Origin of the sequence: Pandoraea pneumonica (assembly GCF_902459645.1) — a bacterium.
Classification (GTDB): Bacteria; Pseudomonadota; Gammaproteobacteria; order Burkholderiales; family Burkholderiaceae; genus Pandoraea; species Pandoraea pneumonica.
The window spans coordinates 657,667-674,845 of record NZ_CABPSK010000003.1; the positions used below are offsets into that span (position 1 = coordinate 657,667).

Sequence of the window (17,179 nt, forward strand, 5' to 3'; positions counted from 1 at the left end):
ATGACGGATTCCCAAGCGACTCCCCTCTCCCCCCTTTCCGCGCTCGATACGGACTTGTTTTCGCCGTACACGCTCGGCCCGCTCGAACTGAGCAATCGCGTCGTGATGGCGCCGCTGACCCGCAGCCGCGCCGGTGCCGGCGATGTGCCGGGACCGCTGGTCGCCGAGTACTACGCGCAACGCGCGTCGGCTGGTCTCATCATCAGCGAGGCCACCAATATTTCGCAGCAAGGCAAAGGCTACGCGTTCACCCCCGGCATTTACACCGACGAGCAAGTCGCTGGCTGGAAGAAGGTGAACGATGCGCTGCACGCCAAGGGCGGCAAGATCTTCTGCCAGCTCTGGCACGTGGGCCGCATCTCGCACCCATCGCTGCAATCTGGCGGTGCTTTGCCGGTCGCGCCTTCGGCGATTCAACCGGCAGGCAAGGCATTCACCGAACATGGCTTCGAGCCGCACCCGACGCCGCGTGCGCTTGAGACGTCCGAAATTCCGGGCATCGTCGAGCAGTATCGTCATGCGGCCGAGTGCGCCAAGCGCGCTGGTTTCGACGGTGTGGAAATTCACGCGGCGAACGGCTATCTGCTCGACCAGTTCATGCGCGATAAGACGAACCATCGCACCGACCAGTACGGCGGCAGCATCGAGAACCGCGTGCGTCTGGTGCTGGAAGTGACGCAGGCGGTGGTCGATGTTTGGGGCGGCGATCGCGTGGGCATCCGCCTCTCGCCGATTAGCCCGGCGAACGATTGCGGCGACAGCAACCCGGAACCGGTGTTCACGTACGCCGTAGAGCAACTGAACCGCTTCAACCTTGTGTATCTGCACGTGGTGGAAGGTGCGACGGGCGGTCCGCGTGAAGTGGCCGACGGCTTCGATTTGCAAAAGCTGCGCCGCATTTTCAACGGCACGTACATGGCCAACAACGGCTATGACCTGGCGCTGGCCATCGAGGCTCGCAAGGACAATTTGGCGGACCTGATCGCCTTCGGCAAGCCGTTCATCGCCAACCCCGATCTGGTGGAACGCCTCAAGCGCGGCGGCCCGTTCAACCCGCTCGATCGTGACACGCTCTACGGCGGCGACGCCCGCGGTTACGTGGACTATCCGACGTTGGACGAGTCGGTGGCGTAAGGTTGCGGCAATATCGGTTGCCAAATCAGCGGCAATAAAAGAAGGGCTCCTGCGGGAGCCCTTCTTTGTGCTGATTCAATGCATGGACTCGTTTCGGTCATCATCAGCAAACGCTTCACGCAAACAATCCATCGTATCGCTTAGCGCAGACGGATTGAGTACGCCAACCCGCCGCACTAAACGCCGCCTGTCGATTGCCCTCACCTGATCGATAACCACAGATCCGCGCCGTCCATCGAAACACGTCGGCACCCGATAGCCGGTTAGGCGTGCGGACGACGTGAGTGGCGCAACGATCACCGTTCGAACCCGCTGGTGCATTCGCGCAGGCGACACCACTACACATGGACGCGTCTTTCTGATCTCGCTACCGACAGTCGGATCTAGCACCACGAACCAGACGTCGCCACGCTTCACCACGTCCACTCCTCCTCGTCGAAGTCGTTACCGAACTCTCCAAGAAGCAGCACGCTATCGCCGGATGCGCCCTCTGCATCAGCTTCCGGCGCGTCCATCACGGCATCAAAACCATCCCTTTCATCCATCGCACTGCCCTCATTGCATTACCCCGTTGCTCGCTCATCTCGTGTGAGCTGAGACGCATCGTCGCAGGCGCAAAACACGAAGTAAATAGGGATGGCAATGTTCCGGAATATTCCTGATGCGTTGCTCGGAAGAATCACGCTATCGCGCAGAATCGATGCAACATCAAGCCACCCGTTGCGCCTGCCAGCGCAACAAATCCGCACCCGCAGGATTCTGGTACATGCGCAGGCCGAACTCCGGCAAGATCGCCAACAGATGGTCGAACACGTCGCCCTGCACGCGCTCGTACTCTGCCCACACGATCGTGTTGGTGAAGCAGTACAACTCCACCGGAATGCCCGTTGCCGACGGCTCCAGCGAACGCACCATGCACGTCATGCCCTCGTGAATGTTCGGATGCGACTTCAGATACGCCAGCGCATAGGCGCGGAACGTGCCGATGTTCGTCAGCCGACGCGTGTTCGCCAACACCCCCGCCGCCGTGCCGAGCGCCGCGTTCGCTTCCGCAATCGTGCGCTGCTTCTCCGACAAATACGGCCCGAGCAGATGCAGTTTCGATAAGCGTTCAATCTCGCTTTCGTCGAGAAAACCCACGCTGCCCGCATCGATACACAGCGTGCGCTTGATACGGCGTCCGCCCGCCTGCTGCATCCCGCGCCAATTGCGGAAGCTCTCCGAGATCAGCCGCCACGTCGGAATCGTCGTGATGGTCTTGTCCCAGTTCTGCACCTTCACCGTGTGCAATGCGATGTCGACCACGTCGCCATCGGCACCCACTTGCGGCATCTCGATCCAGTCGCCCACACGCAGCATGTCGTTCGACGTGAGCTGCACGCTCGCCACGAACGACATGATCGTGTCTTTGAATACCAGCAAAAGCACCGCCGACATCGCCCCCAAACCCGAGAGCAACAACCACGGCGAGCGATCGATGATGGTGGCCACAATGGCAATGGCAGCGACCACGTACAACGCGATCTTGCCCAACTGCACGTAGCCTTTGATCGAACGCGTGCGCGCATGCTCCGACGTCGCATAAACCGCTTGCGATGCGTTCAACATCCCCGCGATGGCGAGTGTCGCGTAGAGCAACGTCGTGGCGAGCGCGACGTTGCTGATGACGATCGCCAGCTTCGGCGGCAAATCAGGCACCAACGCAATCCCGAACTGAATCACGAGATACGGCAGGATATGGGCCGCGCGCTGGAAAACCCGATGCGCGAGCAGCGCGTCGTCCCAGCGGTTCGCCGTGCGCTGTACGACGAGGCGCACCACGCGCACGATCACGAACGTCGCCACCGCCTGCACCAGCATCGCCGCCACGATCAGGATCGCCAAGCCGCCGACCATGCGCGCCCACGGCGCATTTTCAAACCATATCAACATCGAATCCAACGTCATCCCGCAACTCCTTGACTACGATTGATCGGCCCAGCATCCCGCAGATTCTGCACGGCCTGCGCTGTGTGCACTGTGCGCATGCTCCATGCGCCAATGCAAAAATGACGGCCCCGCAGGACCGTCATTTCCGAACATCATGACGTGCCCGCGTATAAGGCACGTCTGCGTGAGCGTACCGTCGTTACATCTGCGCGCCGAACGGCACGCTCGCCACTACGCTCGGCGCGCCAGGCAGTGACGGGGCAACGATCGTACCACCGCCGCTCCCACGCGATTTGCCGGAACTCAAATAGTCGGCAATCGAGTCCTGCGTGACTTCGCCCAGATACTGATTGTCGTCGCCCAACACCGGCAGCGACGCCAGGTTGTGTTCATACATGCGCGAGAGCAGCACACGCAGATTGTCGTTGGCCACCGCCGACGCCTTGAAGTCGCGCACGCGCTCGCCGCACGTACCCTGCGCATGACGCGTATCGCGACGCGCCACATACCCCAATGCCTTCGCATTCTCATCGACCACGACCAACGAGCGCGTGTCGAGCTCGTCCATCAGGCCGTAGGCTTCCGCGAGGGTCGTCTGCGGCTTGACGGTCGGCTGCGGTGTCGCGGCGTCTTCTGCGCGCACCAACAGCAAGCGCTTCAAAATGCGGTCGTGACCCACGAAGCTCGCCACGAATTCGTCGACCGGGCGCGCCAGCAATGCATCCGGTTGCGCGTATTGCACCAGACGCCCTTGGCGGAAGATCGCGATACGGTCGGCCAGCTTGATGGCCTCGTCGATATCGTGACTGACCATGATGACGGTCTTGCCCAACTGGCGTTGCATCTGGAAGAACTCGTTCTGAATCGACTCGCGATTGATCGGGTCGACCGCGCCGAACGGCTCGTCCATGAGCAGCACGGGCGGGTCGGCCGCCAGCGCACGAATCACACCGATACGCTGCTGCTGACCGCCGGACAACTCGCGCGGATAACGCGACAGATAGTGCTTCGGATCGAGCGCGACCATCGCCATCAGTTCCGTCGCGCGCTCGCGGCAGCGCTTCTTGTCCCAGCCCAGCAGACGCGGCACGACGGTGATGTTCTCTTCGATGGTCATGTTCGGGAACAGACCGATCTGCTGAATCACATAGCCGATATGGCGGCGCAGTTCGATTTCATTGATCTTCCCGGTGTCTTCGCCGTTGAGCAGAATGCGGCCCGAGGTCGGCTTGATCAGACGGTTGATCATCTTGAGTGTGGTGGTCTTGCCGCAGCCCGACGGGCCGAGGAAGACGCAGATTTCGCCCGGCGGCACTTCGAGACTGACCGAGTTCACGGCGTTCACGCGCGTGCCGTCCTTCTGGACGAAGCTTTTAGTGAGATTGTCGAGTGTAATCATGCGGTTCGAATTCCTTTGGGTGTCAGCACGCGCTGGAGGCGGTGCAACAAGGTGTCGGCAACGATGGCGAGCAGACTCACCATGACCGCACCCACGACAAGTTGTCGGGTATCGCTCTGGCTGATCCCGCGGGTGATCAACACCCCGAGACCGCCGGCACCGACGATGGCACCAATGGCCATCACGCCAATATTCATCACAACGGCCGTGCGCACGCCGCCCAGCACCACCGGCACCGCCAGCGGCAACTCGACCAGACGCAAGCGCTGCCAGAACGTCATGCCGATGCCGATGCCCGCTTCGCGAATGCTCGGATCGATCTGTTGCAGCGCCAGACACGTGTTGCGCATGATCGGCAACAGCGAGTAAAGAAAGACCGCCGCCACAGCGGGCGCAGGTCCAATACCGATGCCATACACAGAGAGCACCGGAATCATCAGGCCGAACAACGCGATCGAGGGGATCGTGAGCACGACCGTCGCCAACCCGAGCACTGCGCCCGACAGCCAGCGAAAACGCGTGACCAGCACGCCCAGCGGCACGCCAACCACGATGGCAGCGCCAACCGACGCGGCCACCAGCCACGCATGCTGCCCTGTGAGGATCAGAATGCGGTGCCAGTTATGAGTCAAATATTCAATCATTGGATTTCCTCAGTCAGTGACGTCAGGGAGCACAGCGCAGAAGGCAAGCGCCTCACTGCACCAACCCTTCCTGTTCGAGGAATTCGCGCGCCACACGGGCCGCGCCCTTATGCTCGATGTCGACCTTCGCGTTCATATCGCGCATGTTGTCGTCGTTGATCTTTGCCGCCAGAACGTTGAGCTCATCGGCCAGCTTCGGATTCGCGTCGAGCACTTCCTGACGCACCACCGGGGTCGCGGCATAGGCCGGGAAGAACCCCTTGTCATCGGTGAGCACCTTCAGATCGAAACCCTTGTTGCGGCCATCGCTCGTGTAGACCAAACCGCTGTCGATCTGCTCGTTCTTGAGGGCGGTGTAGACGAGGCCCGGGTCCATCTGCTTGATGTTCTGGCGCTCGAGATGGAAACCGTAAAGCTGCTCCATCGGCTCGAGACCATCCGAGCGGCCGACGAATTCCATGTCGAAGGCGAATTGCATTTTCGGATTCGCCTTGAAGCGCTCGATGAGCTGCGAGACGGTCTCGATGCCCTCTTCCCGGGCAATCTTGCCCGGCATGGCGAACGCATAGGTATTGTTGAGCGCCGACGGATTGAGCCAGACGATGCCGATCTTGCCGTCGAGTTCCTTCACACGCTCGTAGGTCTGTTGCGGGTCGAGCTTCTCGGTGACCTTGTTGTAGACGATGAGCGACGTGCCGGTGTATTCCCAGACGATGTCGAGTTGCTTACTCTCCATGCCTTGACGCATCACCACGCTGCCCAAACCGTTCTTCAGTTCGATGTCGTAGCCTTTGCTCTTCAAGTACTGCGCGGTCATCTCCGAGAGAATGAGCTGCTCGGTGAAATTCTTGCCGCCGATGGTGAGCGTGGCAGCGTGGGCAAGACTGCCCAGTGCCATCGCGCCGAGGGCCAGCCCGGTCACTGCCAGCTTTCGCGTCAGCTTGCCGAGTCGTGTTCTAGAGAAAACTTGCTTCACGTGTGGTCTCCTTTGTCTTAGCGCGTCGCTGCGCCGTGACGTGCGAACCAGAGGCCGCTCGCGAAGGCGACAATGCCGTCGAGCACGAGCGCAAGCAGCGCTGTGCCGGCAGCGCCGAGCAACAACTTCGTCTGGTCGTTCAAATAGATGCCGGGGAAAATCAATTGACCCAGGCTGTCCGCACCGATCAAGAACGCCAACGGCGCAGTGCCGACGTTGATCGCGAGCGCGGTACGAATGCCGCCGATGATGACCGGCATGGCGTTGGGCAGATCCACGCGAAACAGCACCTGCGCGGGCGTCATGCCCATGCCGCGTGCGGACTCACGCAACGCCGCGGGGACTTGCCGCAAGCCTTCGTAGGCATTGCGAACGATCGGCAGCAGCGACGCAAGCCACAGCGCCAGAATGGCGGGGCGGTCCCCGATACCGAGCACTGCCATCGAAAGCGCGAGCACGGCGAGCGACGGCAGCGTGTTACCGATGTTGAAGATCTGCACGGCGCGCTCGGCGTGTTTCGCGAATATCGGCCGCGAGATCAACACGCCCGCGGGGACGCCGACGGCAATCGCCATCGCCATCGAGATGGCCACGAGCTTCAAATGCTGTTGGGTGTAATACACCAGGTCTCCCCGGTATTTGACGAGCGAGTCGACGCCCAGCCAATACACCAGACCGGTGACTGCGGCGGCAACACCGAGCAGTCCGAAGCCGGCCAAATAGAGAATGCGATACTGCTTCGCCACGTTCATGCTCCCTTTGAATGGGTTGGCAGCGCTGGCGCGAGGCAATAGCAATCGCCCCGCGTGACAACGCGGTCAAACAAGCATGACAACTGATAGCTGCCTTGCGAATTGTGAGGTGTTCGCTCCGAAGGTCTGAGAAAGACAACGGTGACGAACCAGGCGTCGCGTGATGCGACTTGAGAGACGAGCTTTCGACGCCGTGGGCGCCTGGGCCTCTCGATACACGCTTATTGAAAGCGCGCGAATGTTTTACTGCACAAGCTCATTGCGTGATGGTACGGATCGCCGGCGCAACGAGGAACACCGGCAACGCTTATGTTTCTATTGGCCAGTCAGAGCGATTGGCCTTTTTTATTCTAGTACAGATAGTGCGTCGATGCCAACCCATGACATTAACTTCTGCCAATAATTCAGCACATTTCCGCATTATCTGCCGCTATATCTCCCATATATATCGGATACCGAATCAATTGCGTGCGCTGTAATCGCCCGTCATCTCTGGCTTCTCCGCGGGTCAATGGGAGATGTCCCATTTATTGAACATTCGACGTTTCGCAGAGCGGTTCGGTGTGTCGCATTGAATTATTTTCCGAACTTAGTAGGGAACCCTCTAAACGCGTTTTCGATGCCGCGAAACACGCCTGTTTATGAGGCTCTCGGCGAATTTGGAGGGGGGCTCTGGAAACGGATGCCAACCCGTAAAAACTCGTGTATTCTCCGAGGTTTATCTTAGTTTTCAACCATTTAGCGCAAAATCGGGGAAACGGGGCGGTAACGCGAGGCTATGACCTGGCGGCCAGTCACGGGCGCGGTGGTTGAACGGTAAAAGAGCGATCGTGCGCGAGGCACGAGGGCGTTGATCGGCAAATAAGAACTATGAAAAGTACCATCAGCCGTACCGAACAGGGCAACCGTGTTGCAGCGACGACCATTCTCGCCGCCTGTGCCGCGCTCACCCTCGCAGGGTTTCTCACACGCGCCTTAGAAGGTGCGGTGAACCCATTGCTCACCTTCTTTCTCGTCTCCGCCGGCGGCATTCTCAATTTATCGACGGCGTGTCTGCTCGGTGTGCAATATCTGTACAACGGCAAGCGCTACTTCGCCCAGTTCGGCTGTGCGTTTTTACTGCGCGGCCTGTTTATGTTCACGCAAGGTGTGTTGCTGGCGAATCAACTGGCTGGCATCTCGACGCACATCACGCGCGCGCCGTTTTGGCTCTGGCTGGTGGCGGAAGCCAGTTTCGCCGCATACGTCATGATCAGCGTGCGAAGCTATTCGCGCACCCGCAGCGATCCGCATACGCGCCCCGGTTACTCCGAAGCGGCCCGCTACGGCGCTACCGTGTTGATCATCTGGCTGACGGTTTCGCTCTCGGTCGTGGGCGCTGCCCGCACGCTCGTCACACCCAAGTTCGCGGGTGGCATCGATGTCGAGACGATTGCGCTGGGCGCGATGTTCGTCGCCTATCTCGCGCTCTGGTGGCGCATCGCAGCGGTCACGCGTCTGTCGCACAAGTTGTTTCTGCTGGTTTGGGTGGTGGTCACCATCTCGCTGTGCCAGTTGCTGCTCGCACTCACCGCGCCCAGCGAGGCGTCGTATCAATGGTATGCGGCGCGTTTGCTCGCGCTGGCGTCGCCGGGTGTCGCAACGCTCGCACTGGTGTGGGAAATCACGCGTCAGTATCAATCGCTCGCGCTCACGAACACCGATCTCGTCGAGAAAGTTTTCATCGATCCGCTCACGCATATCTACAACCGCCGCTATTTCGACAATCGCATCCGCATCGTGGCCGACCGCGTGCAGCAGCACAACACGCCGCTGTCGGTGCTGATCATCGACATCGACTTCTTCAAGCAAGTCAACGATCGCTATGGACATCCGTTCGGCGACGCCGTGCTGCAACGCATCGCCAACACGATTCAGCATTGCATTCGGCTGCCGAGCGATTTCGTCGTGCGGCTAGGCGGGGAGGAGTTTGCCGTGGTGTTGCCGGAGATCGATCAGCATGCTGCACTGCGCGTGGCCGATCGCATTCGTGAATCGGTCAAGCGCGCGAGTACCGACTTGCTGCCCCTGAAGGCACGCGAGGACGGCGAGGCCATCACGATCAGCGTGGGCATTGCGTCGTGGCATCCGGGCGAACCGCTGGTCATCAGCTCGATGCTGGAGCGGGCCGACAAAGCGCTCTATCAAGCCAAGCACAAGGGCCGCGATCAGAGCGTGCTGGGGCAGTTGGCGGCTTAGTGGCGGGCTAGATAGCGACGTCGGTGACGACTGAATTGGTAGCGCGGAAACGTTGCGGCGTGGTTACCGCCTCGGGTGTGTCGGCGGCCCTTTGAGTTCGACGGTATTCCCGTCGGGATCGGTGAGATAGCACGACGGCCCTTCTCCTTGGGCGCCGTACCGCTGCACCACTTCGCCCAACGTCACGCCATGCGACGCCAGCCCTTGCCGGATGGCTTCGTCGTCGAACGGTTCGACGCGCAAACAGAAGTGATCGAGGTTGTGGCCTTCGGCCCCCGGCGCGTCGCCGCCTTGTCGACCGATCGTTCCGGCGACATCGACCAGATCGATCAACGAATCCCCCGCGCGCAACTGCACGAGTCCGATATCGGCCTGCACCTTCTCCAGCGTGCAGCCCAGCACATCGACATAGAAGTGTTGAAGACGCGCAACGTCCACCGTGCGCAGCACCACATGATCGAGCGCGACGAACGGGATCTTCATCGAACGTCCGTCGCCCCGCTCATGCCGCGCTCAACGCATAGCGCCGACGCTTTTCGACCTTGGTTTCGTGGGTCATCTCGCTGCGGCCGTCTTCGAACACGGTTTCGAGTCTGACCGTGAACCCCCACAATCGCGCCACGTGCTTGAGCACTTCCTCGAACCCGTCATCGAGCGGTTTGCGGTCGCTTTGCACGTGCCGCAGCGTGAGCGAGCGGTCGCCATGCAGATCGACATGCGAAACCTGAATGTTCGGCTCCAGCGTGCTGAGGTTGTATTGCTGTGCCAGCATCTCGCGAATTTCGCGATAGCCGGTGTCGTTATGAATCGCCGTCACACGCAAGCGGCTGTCGCGATCGTCGTCGAGCACCGAGAACAGCTTCAGATCGCGAATGACCTTGGGCGAAAGAAACTGCTGAATGAAGCTCTCGTCCTTGAAGTTGCGCATCGCAAAATCGAGCGTCTTGATCCAGTCGCTGCCCGCGATGTCGGGTGCCCACAGGCGGTCTTCTTCCGTCGGCTCCTCGCACATACGGCGGATGTCCTGAAACATCGCGAAGCCAAGCGCATACGGATTCAGGCCGCTGTAATACGGGCTATCGAACGACGGTTGATAGACCACGTTCGTGTGCGCGTGCAAAAACTCCATCATGAACGCGTCGTTGACGAGTTTCTCTTTGTAGAGCTGCTGGAGAATCGTGTAGTGCCAGAACGTCGCCCAGCCCTCGTTCATCACCTTGGTCTGGCGTTGCGGATAGAAGTACTGCGCGAGCTTGCGCACGATGCGCACGATTTCGCGTTGCCACGGCGCCAGCTTCGGTGCGTTCTTCTCGAAGAAATACAGCAGGTTCTCCTGCGGCTCGCCCGGGAATGCCGGCTCGTCGGAATCGGTCGGATCGAGCCCGTCGTCCTCGTCGTCATCGTGCAGCACGTGATTCGGCAACGTGCGCCACAGATCGTTGATCTGCAATTGCAGATAGTTCTCGCGCTCCTTCTGGCGCGCTTGCTCCTGCGCGAGCGACAGGCGTTTAGGCCGCTTGTACCGGTCGACGCCGTAGTTCATCAACGCGTGGCACGAATCGAGCAATAGCTCCACCGATTGCTCGCCGTAGCGCTGCTCGCACTCGGTGATGTAGTTCCGCGCGAACAGCAGATAGTCGACGATGGCGTCGGCATTGGTCCACGTGCGGAACAGGTAGTTGCCCTTGAAGAACGAGTTATGACCGTAGCTGGCATGCGCAATCGTGAGCGCCTGCATGGTCATGCTGTTCTCTTCCATCAAATACGCGATGCAAGGGCTCGAATTGATGACGATCTCGTAGGCGAGCCCCATCTGCCCGCGCTTGTAGCCGCGCTCGGACGACAGAAAATGCTTGCCGTACGACCAGTGGTGATAGCCGATCGGCAACCCCACGGTGGCATAAGCGTCGAGCATCTGCTCGGCGGTGATGATCTCGATCTGATTCGGATACGTGTCGAGCTTGAAGTTCGCGGCAATGCGCGCGATCTCATGCTCGTAGCGTTGAATCAGTTCGAAGGTCCATTCCGATCCGGTCGATATGTAGGCCATCGTCAGGCCGCCTTTTTCTTGAACAAATCGTGCAGCACCGGGTAAATCTCCGCGGCCTCCATGATGCGTTGCATCGCGAAGTTCGAATGCTGCTGCTTGACCGACAAGTACTCGTTCCACAAATTCTGCGGCTCCGCGCTCGCCACTTCCACATACGCGAAGTACTGCACAGCAGGCATGATCGTTTGCATCAGAATGTCGCGGCAGATCGGGGAGTCCCCGTCCCAGTTGTCGCCGTCCGAGACTTGCGCGCCGTAGATATTCCAGTCGCTCGGCGAGTAGCGATCAGCGATGACTTCCGCCATCAATTTGAGCGCACTCGACACCACCGTGCCGCCCGATTCCCGTGCGTAGAAGAAGTCGTCTTCGTTGACCTCCTTCGCGGTCGTGTGGTGACGGATCAACACCAAATCGATGCGCTCGTAGTTATGCCGCAGGAAAAGATAGAGCAGCATGAAAAAGCGCTTGGCCAGATCTTTGCGGCTCTGATCCATCGAGCCCGACACGTCCATCAGACAGAACATGACGGCCTGCGCTTGCGGGCGCGGCTGCATGATGCGGTTCGAATAGCGCAGGTCGAGCTTCTCGATATACGGAATGGCTTCGACGCGCGTGCGCAGGTGCGTGATTTCGTGTGCGAGCGCGAGCGCCCGCGGCGACGTATCGCCTTCGCGCGAAACGACATCGGCGTACTCGCTCTCCAGTTCTCGCAACTGCTTGCGATAAGGGGCGGTGAGTGCGATGCGCCGGCCCAGTGAGCTGCGCATCGTACGAATGACGTTCAGGTTCGACGGCGTACCGTCGATGGAGTAACCCGCCCGAACCTTGCGAAACTCCGGAATCTGCGCGAGCCGGCGTTTCGCGAGGTCGGGTAAGGCCATGTCTTCGAAGAAGAACTTCAGGAATTCCTCGCGAGAGAGGTTGAAGACGAAATCGTCTTCGCCCTCGCCCGAATCGCTGGCGCGGCTTCCGCCGCCACCTGCGCCCGACGGTGGACGCTCGAAGTTATCGCCCACCACGAACTCGCGGTTGCCGGGATGCACCATCTCCCGCCGCCCGCCGGGCCCGTGGTGGAACAAGGGCTCAGAGATGTCCTTGACCGGGATCGAGACCTGTCCGCTGCCATCGATATCGGTAATCTTGCGCCCAGACACCGCCTTCGCTACCGCGCGCCGAATCTGATCGCGGTAGCGCTTGATAAAGCGTTGCTGGTTGATGGCGCTTTTGTTCTTGCCGTTTTGCCGTCTGTCGATGATCGCTGACATAGTGGCCCCGACTGGTTACGAGGATTTGCGCACGCGCAGGTACCATTCCACGAGCAGGCGGACCTGCTTCGGGGTATAGCCTTTTTCCACCATCCGGTTGACGAAGTTGGCGTGCTTTTCCTGGTCCTCCTTGGACGACTTCGCATTGAAGGAGATCACCGGCAGCAAGTCCTCGGTGGTCGAGAACATGCGCTTCTCAATGACGGCCCGCAGCTTTTCGTAACTCGTCCAGAGCGGATTCTTGCCCGCATTGTTGGCGCGCGCGCGCAGGACAAAGTTGACGATCTCGTTGCGGAAGTCCTTCGGGTTCGTGATACCGGCCGGCTTCTCGACCTTCTCCAGTTCATCGTTGAGCGCCGTGCGATCGAGAATCTCGCCGGTATTCGGATCGCGATATTCCTGATCCTGAATCCAGAGATCCGCGAAGTTCACATAGCGGTCGAAGATGTTCTGACCGTACTCGGAGTACGACTCCAGATACGCGGTCTGAATTTCCTTGCCGATGAACTCGACGAACGGTGCGGTCAGATACTCCTTGATATAGGCGAGATAGCGCTTCTCGACTTCGCCCGCATACTGTTCGCGCTCGATCTGCTGTTCGAGCACATACAGCATGTGCACTGGGTTGGCCGCGACTTCGGTGTTATCGAAGTTGAACACTTTCGAGAGCACTTTGAAGGCGAAGCGCGTCGACATGCCGGTCATGCCTTCGTCCACCCCGGCGTAGTCGCGATACTCCTGATACGACTTGGCCTTCGGGTCGATGTCCTTCAGGTTCTCGCCGTCGTAGACGCGCACCTTGGAGAAGACATTGGAGTTCTCGGGCTCTTTCAGACGCGTGAGCACGGCGAACTGCGCGAGCATCTTGAGCACGTTCGGCGCGCGCGGGGCATTGGCGAGCGAACTGTTCTTCACCAGCTTCTCGTAGATCTTCACCTCGTCGGTCACGCGCAGGCAGTACGGCACCTTCACGATGTAGATACGATCGAGGAAAGCCTCGTTGTTGCGGTTGCCCTTGAAAGTCTGCCACTCCGCTTCGTTCGAGTGAGCCAGCACGATGCCGTCGAACGGGATCGCACCGAACCCTTCCGTCCCCTTGTAGTTGCCTTCCTGCGTGGCGGTCAGCAACGGGTGCAGCACCTTGATCGGCGCCTTAAACATTTCCACGAATTCGAGCAGGCCGCGATTGGCCAAGCACAGGCCGCCGGAGTACGAATAAGCATCCGGATCGTCCTGCGGGAATTCTTCGAGTTTGCGGATATCGACCTTGCCGACGAGCGACGAGATGTCTTGATTGTTCTCGTCACCCGGCTCGGTCTTGGCGATCGCGATTTGTTGCAGCACCGACGGACGCAGCTTCACCACACGGAACTTGGTGATGTCGCCGTTGAATTCGTTCAGGCGCTTGGTGGCCCACGGCGACGGAATCGTTGTCAGATACCGTACCGGGATGCCGAAGTCCTCTTCGAGAATCTTGCCGTCTTCCTCGGGCGAGAACAGACCCAGAGGCGACTCGTGCACTGGCGATCCCTTCAGGCAATAGATGGGCACTTCTTCCATCAATGCCTTCAGTTTCTCGGCCAGCGACGACTTGCCGCCCCCCGGAGGCCCGAGCAGATACAGGATCTGTTTGCGCTCTTCGAGCCCCTGTGCGGCGTGTTTGAAGAACGAGACGATTTGCTCGATGGTGTCTTCCATGCCGTAAAACTCACGGAAGGCCGGGTAGATCTTGATGATCTTGTTCGAGAAGAGCCGCGAGAGCCGCGGGTCATGGTGCGTATCGATGAGCTCGGGCTCACCGATGGCGCGCAGCATTCGTTCGGCCGCCGACGCATACGCGGTCGAGTCTTTCTTACAGATCTCCAGATACTCCTGGATGCTGTACTCCTCTTCCTTGCGTGCGTCGAAACGTGTCGTGTAGTGGCTGAAAATATCCATATGCCTCACCCCCCGCTTCATCGGAAAACACCGCAACGCGATGCCCGCTCTGTTGCCTAAGACCCGGATGACTGCGCAATGGTTTCGACCTGGCTCACTGCATGCCGGAGCGACGTTCGCGAAACCTTTCGCACTGTCCCCTCCCTCACATGAACGACTCAAAATCGGTTTAGGTTGACTTTAAACTTGTCACTAGAAAAAGCAACCGTTAACTCATCATATGCACAAACAAAAAAACTGTCGCTAGATATTTGCCGCAGCGCTAAGCATTCTCGATAACCCGCACCCGGCAAGGGTTTCCGCGCAATCTACGCATTGCGCATGCCAAGCGAAATACATCAAAATTCGAGCGAATTATCACGCGCAACGGCACGCATTGCGCACTCGGGTTTGCCTGCATTCGTAACACGTCGTAATGCGTTGCTAATTATTAAGTAATCCTATTTATTCGATAGCATTAAACAGCAAATGTCAGCACGTCGGCTGCGATGATTTTTGGAAAAAAGAGTGGGTAGCCCGACGACGTCGCAGCGTGCGAAGCCGTGGGCGCGAGACGAGAGGTTTGCCGGCGAGAAGCGACGCGACTGCGCAAGTCGCGAAGGTCGTGCGGATCGCATGCGATGCATGAATCCACAACCGGAAAACCAACGACGATCGGATGATTGAACGGGCGAACCTCCTCAGGCAGGGCCGGCATGAAGGCGTGCGCGCGTGAGTCGCTGCGCCGCATCATGTCGCCGTCTCATCGATGCCTTGCATATTGCCGAACTCTGGAATGAAGCGAACACCATGCCAGTCGATCGAGCGTGAACTCATGTTACGCCGGTTCGCAAAAATGTGCTGCCGCGATATGTAACGCGTTGTGTCGTGCTGACGGCAGCCCTCCCGAAGCGCTCTGGCGATGCGCGCGACGCCGGGAACGATTCATGCAATAATGCAACTTTGTTGCATTTATTACACAGTTGCAATCTGTGTGATGTCCGCCCTACCCGCGCCATGATTCGCTTTTCCGTTTGGCTCTATCGCCTCGCTGGCTGGCAGCGCACCGCACTTACCCTGCTGGTGCTCGTGCCGCTTTGGGCGCTCGTAATGTGGGCGCTCCAAGGAGTCGCCTCGTGATCGGCTGCCGCAATCTCTCCGTCCGTTTCGGCCCCAATTTGGCGCTCGAAGGCGTTGACGCGACTTTTGCACCCGGCGTGCTCTCAGCCGTCGTCGGTCCGAACGGCGGTGGCAAAACCACGCTGCTGCGCGTGCTCGCAGGGCTTCAGAAGGCGTCCACCGGCAATGTCATCTGCGACGAGCCCGTCGCCTATCTGTCGCAACGCCCCGAGACCGACCACCGCTTCCCCATGTGCGTGGAAGAGTATGTGCTGACCGGCACCTGGCGCCGCACCGGCGACGCACGCCGACTTGGCCGCGACGAATTCGACCGCGCCCACGAGGCGCTCGCCCGCGTGGGGCTCGCCGACAAGCGCGCGCAGCCGCTAGAAGTCTTATCCGGTGGGCAATGGCAGCGCGCCCGCTTCGCCCGTTTGATCGTGGAAGATGCGCCGATCGTTTTGCTGGATGAACCGCTCACCGGCATCGATGTGCCCTCTGCGGAACTGTTGCTGGCACTGCTGGATCAATGGCGCAATGAGGGTCGCACGGTCGTGACGGTGCTGCATGACCTGCCGCTCGTGCTGGAACGCTTCGCTTATGTCGCCGTGATGGCGGGCAAGCTGGTCGCTGCCGGACGCCCGGCAGACTGTTTACATAGTGGGTTCCCGTCGGCCGCGGGCACGTTTGGCGGCGGCACTCATGCCGGACTGTCCGATGCCGGGGGCTACACGACGTTTGCGCCGCATACGGCCGCGCCAGTAGGTGGCGTCGCTACCCACGCTGCAACAGCTAGCGGCGTGACCGGCACGATAGGCGAAGGTCCGTCGACTGCATCTGGCGCGCGGGAAATCCCGGGAGGTCGCCATGGCGCTTGAATTGCTTAGCGCCGCTGGCAACGTAGTCGATCTGTTGATCGGCCCGTTCGCCGAGTTCGACTTCATGCGGCACGCCCTTGTCGGCAGCCTGGCGCTGTCGATCGGCTGCACGCCGGTCGGCGTGTTCCTGCTGTTGCGGCGCATGAGCCTGATGGGCGATTCGCTCTCCCATGCGGTGCTGCCCGGCGCTGCGGTCGGCTATCTGATCGGCGGGCTGTCGCTGCCATGGATGGCCGGTGGCGGCATGGTCGCTGGCCTGCTCGTCGCGTTGTTAGCCGGGGTGTCGAGCCGCCGCACGCGGCTGGATGAAGGCGCGTCGTTCGCCGGTTTCTATTTGCTGGCGCTCGCAGGCGGGGTGGTGATCGTCTCTAAATGGGGCAACAGCGTCGACCTGATGCACCTGCTGTTCGGCTCGGTGCTGGCGGTGGACGATCCGTCGCTGATTCTCGTGGCGGCCATCGCGACTGTGACGCTGTTGTGGTTCGGGTGGCATTATCGCGGTCTCGTGCTCGACAGCGCCGACCCGGCGTTTCTCGGCCACGGTCACGGCAAAGCCGTGATGCGTTATCACCTCGGCTTTACCGTGCTGACGGTGATGAATCTGGTCGCAGGGTTTCAGGCCATGGGCACGCTCATGGCCGTGGGTTTGATGATGTTGCCGGCCGCCACGGCGCGGCTGGTCGCCAGCACGCTGCCGGGCATGCTGCTAGTGGCCTGGCTGGTCGCCAGCGTCTCGAGCGTGGTTGGCCTGCTGATTTCGTACTATCTGGCTTGCCCGTCGGGGCCGGCCATCGTTTTGACGGCAGGGCTCGCCTATCTCGGCGCGCTCCTTGCCACGCCGGGCCGCACACAGGCTCCGGCGATCTGAGAGAGGAAAA

General features: G+C 60.1%; 16 protein-coding genes. 4 read left to right on the forward strand and 12 right to left on the reverse strand.

Annotated features, from left to right (window positions below; translation table 11 throughout):
* Nucleotides 1–1,134, forward strand: a complete 1,134-nt coding sequence (locus tag PPN31114_RS18555) for an alkene reductase (protein ID WP_150680951.1) — start codon at nt 1–3, stop codon at nt 1,132–1,134.
* Between the two features lie 75 nt (nt 1,135–1,209).
* Here PPN31114_RS18555 and PPN31114_RS18560 read toward each other — a convergent pair whose 3' ends face one another.
* The 7 genes from PPN31114_RS18560 to PPN31114_RS18585 form a co-directional block, all read right to left on the reverse strand.
* Nucleotides 1,210–1,554 carry a type II toxin-antitoxin system PemK/MazF family toxin gene (locus tag PPN31114_RS18560; protein ID WP_150680952.1) on the reverse strand — a complete coding sequence of 115 codons (345 nt, stop codon included), beginning with the start codon at nt 1,552–1,554 and terminating at the stop codon, nt 1,210–1,212.
* Nucleotides 1,548–1,679 (reverse strand): hypothetical protein, encoded by a 132-nt coding sequence (locus PPN31114_RS26560; RefSeq protein ID WP_281350993.1) that lies wholly within the window; start codon nt 1,677–1,679, stop codon nt 1,548–1,550. The genes PPN31114_RS18560 and PPN31114_RS26560 overlap by 7 nt, the downstream gene beginning before the upstream one ends.
* 163 nt (nt 1,680–1,842) lie before the next feature.
* Nucleotides 1,843–3,081 carry a mechanosensitive ion channel family protein gene (locus PPN31114_RS18565; RefSeq protein ID WP_150680953.1) on the reverse strand — a complete coding sequence of 413 codons (1,239 nt, stop codon included), beginning with the start codon at nt 3,079–3,081 and terminating at the stop codon, nt 1,843–1,845.
* A gap of 181 nt (nt 3,082–3,262) precedes the next feature.
* Nucleotides 3,263–4,462, reverse strand: coding sequence for an osmoprotectant ABC transporter ATP-binding protein OsmV (locus PPN31114_RS18570; protein ID WP_150680954.1), 1,200 nt, complete (start codon nt 4,460–4,462; stop codon nt 3,263–3,265).
* Nucleotides 4,459–5,106, reverse strand: coding sequence for an ABC transporter permease (locus PPN31114_RS18575; protein ID WP_150680955.1), 648 nt, complete (start codon nt 5,104–5,106; stop codon nt 4,459–4,461). The genes PPN31114_RS18570 and PPN31114_RS18575 overlap by 4 nt, the downstream gene beginning before the upstream one ends.
* Before the next feature lie 52 nt (nt 5,107–5,158).
* A complete protein-coding gene (locus PPN31114_RS18580) occupies nt 5,159–6,082 on the reverse strand; it encodes a glycine betaine ABC transporter substrate-binding protein (protein ID WP_370865894.1) in 924 nt (307 codons plus the stop codon).
* A gap of 17 nt (nt 6,083–6,099) precedes the next feature.
* Entirely contained in the window at nt 6,100–6,834 is a 735-nt protein-coding gene (locus tag PPN31114_RS18585; protein WP_174988196.1) for an ABC transporter permease, read from the reverse strand.
* 870 nt (nt 6,835–7,704) lie between these two features.
* Between PPN31114_RS18585 and PPN31114_RS18590 the strand changes: the two genes are divergently transcribed.
* A complete protein-coding gene (locus tag PPN31114_RS18590; RefSeq protein ID WP_150680956.1) occupies nt 7,705–9,072 on the forward strand; it encodes a GGDEF domain-containing protein in 1,368 nt (455 codons plus the stop codon).
* Nucleotides 9,073–9,135: 63 nt separating this feature from the next.
* Here the strand turns inward: PPN31114_RS18590 and PPN31114_RS18595 are convergent, their stop codons facing one another.
* From PPN31114_RS18595 to PPN31114_RS18615, 5 genes are all read right to left on the reverse strand, one after another.
* Nucleotides 9,136–9,555, reverse strand: a complete 420-nt coding sequence (locus tag PPN31114_RS18595; RefSeq protein ID WP_150680957.1) for a VOC family protein — start codon at nt 9,553–9,555, stop codon at nt 9,136–9,138.
* A gap of 19 nt (nt 9,556–9,574) precedes the next feature.
* The gene (locus tag PPN31114_RS18600) at nt 9,575–11,122 is read right to left on the reverse strand and encodes a SpoVR family protein (RefSeq protein WP_150680958.1); all 1,548 of its coding nucleotides are present in this window, start codon (nt 11,120–11,122) and stop codon (nt 9,575–9,577) included.
* A gap of 2 nt (nt 11,123–11,124) precedes the next feature.
* Nucleotides 11,125–12,387: a YeaH/YhbH family protein gene (locus PPN31114_RS18605; RefSeq protein WP_150680959.1), complete on the reverse strand. Its 1,263-nt coding sequence runs from the start codon at nt 12,385–12,387 to the stop codon at nt 11,125–11,127.
* A gap of 15 nt (nt 12,388–12,402) precedes the next feature.
* Nucleotides 12,403–14,325, reverse strand: coding sequence for a PrkA family serine protein kinase (locus PPN31114_RS18610; protein ID WP_150680960.1), 1,923 nt, complete (start codon nt 14,323–14,325; stop codon nt 12,403–12,405).
* 457 nt (nt 14,326–14,782) lie between these two features.
* Complete coding sequence (locus tag PPN31114_RS18615; RefSeq protein WP_150680961.1) at nt 14,783–15,058, reverse strand: hypothetical protein; 276 nt, start codon at nt 15,056–15,058, stop codon at nt 14,783–14,785.
* A 382-nt stretch (nt 15,059–15,440) separates the two neighbouring features.
* On the opposite strand from PPN31114_RS18615, the gene PPN31114_RS18620 reads away from it, so the two are divergent.
* Both PPN31114_RS18620 and PPN31114_RS18625 read left to right on the forward strand, forming a co-directional pair.
* Entirely contained in the window at nt 15,441–16,301 is an 861-nt protein-coding gene (locus tag PPN31114_RS18620) for a metal ABC transporter ATP-binding protein (protein WP_174988199.1), read from the forward strand.
* Nucleotides 16,291–17,169 carry a metal ABC transporter permease gene (locus PPN31114_RS18625; RefSeq protein WP_150680963.1) on the forward strand — a complete coding sequence of 293 codons (879 nt, stop codon included), beginning with the start codon at nt 16,291–16,293 and terminating at the stop codon, nt 17,167–17,169. The genes PPN31114_RS18620 and PPN31114_RS18625 overlap by 11 nt, the downstream gene beginning before the upstream one ends.
* Nucleotides 17,170–17,179 lie beyond the last annotated feature (10 nt).

What these genes read in the sequence shown, in the direction of transcription:
- PPN31114_RS18555 (WP_150680951.1), top strand. Translation starts at nt 1, where the DNA reads ATGACGGATTCCCAAGCGACTCCCCTCTCCCCCCTTTCCGCGCTCGAT.
- PPN31114_RS26560 (WP_281350993.1), bottom strand. Translation starts at nt 1,679, where the DNA reads ATGGATGAAAGGGATGGTTTTGATGCCGTGATGGACGCGCCGGAAGCT.
- PPN31114_RS18565 (WP_150680953.1), bottom strand. Translation starts at nt 3,081, where the DNA reads ATGACGTTGGATTCGATGTTGATATGGTTTGAAAATGCGCCGTGGGCG.
- PPN31114_RS18570 (WP_150680954.1), bottom strand. Translation starts at nt 4,462, where the DNA reads ATGATTACACTCGACAATCTCACTAAAAGCTTCGTCCAGAAGGACGGC.
- PPN31114_RS18575 (WP_150680955.1), bottom strand. Translation starts at nt 5,106, where the DNA reads ATGATTGAATATTTGACTCATAACTGGCACCGCATTCTGATCCTCACA.
- PPN31114_RS18585 (WP_174988196.1), bottom strand. Translation starts at nt 6,834, where the DNA reads ATGAACGTGGCGAAGCAGTATCGCATTCTCTATTTGGCCGGCTTCGGA.
- PPN31114_RS18590 (WP_150680956.1), top strand. Translation starts at nt 7,705, where the DNA reads ATGAAAAGTACCATCAGCCGTACCGAACAGGGCAACCGTGTTGCAGCG.
- PPN31114_RS18595 (WP_150680957.1), bottom strand. Translation starts at nt 9,555, where the DNA reads ATGAAGATCCCGTTCGTCGCGCTCGATCATGTGGTGCTGCGCACGGTG.
- PPN31114_RS18600 (WP_150680958.1), bottom strand. Translation starts at nt 11,122, where the DNA reads ATGGCCTACATATCGACCGGATCGGAATGGACCTTCGAACTGATTCAA.
- PPN31114_RS18605 (WP_150680959.1), bottom strand. Translation starts at nt 12,387, where the DNA reads ATGTCAGCGATCATCGACAGACGGCAAAACGGCAAGAACAAAAGCGCC.
- PPN31114_RS18610 (WP_150680960.1), bottom strand. Translation starts at nt 14,325, where the DNA reads ATGGATATTTTCAGCCACTACACGACACGTTTCGACGCACGCAAGGAA.
- PPN31114_RS18615 (WP_150680961.1), bottom strand. Translation starts at nt 15,058, where the DNA reads ATGATGCGGCGCAGCGACTCACGCGCGCACGCCTTCATGCCGGCCCTG.
- PPN31114_RS18625 (WP_150680963.1), top strand. Translation starts at nt 16,291, where the DNA reads ATGGCGCTTGAATTGCTTAGCGCCGCTGGCAACGTAGTCGATCTGTTG.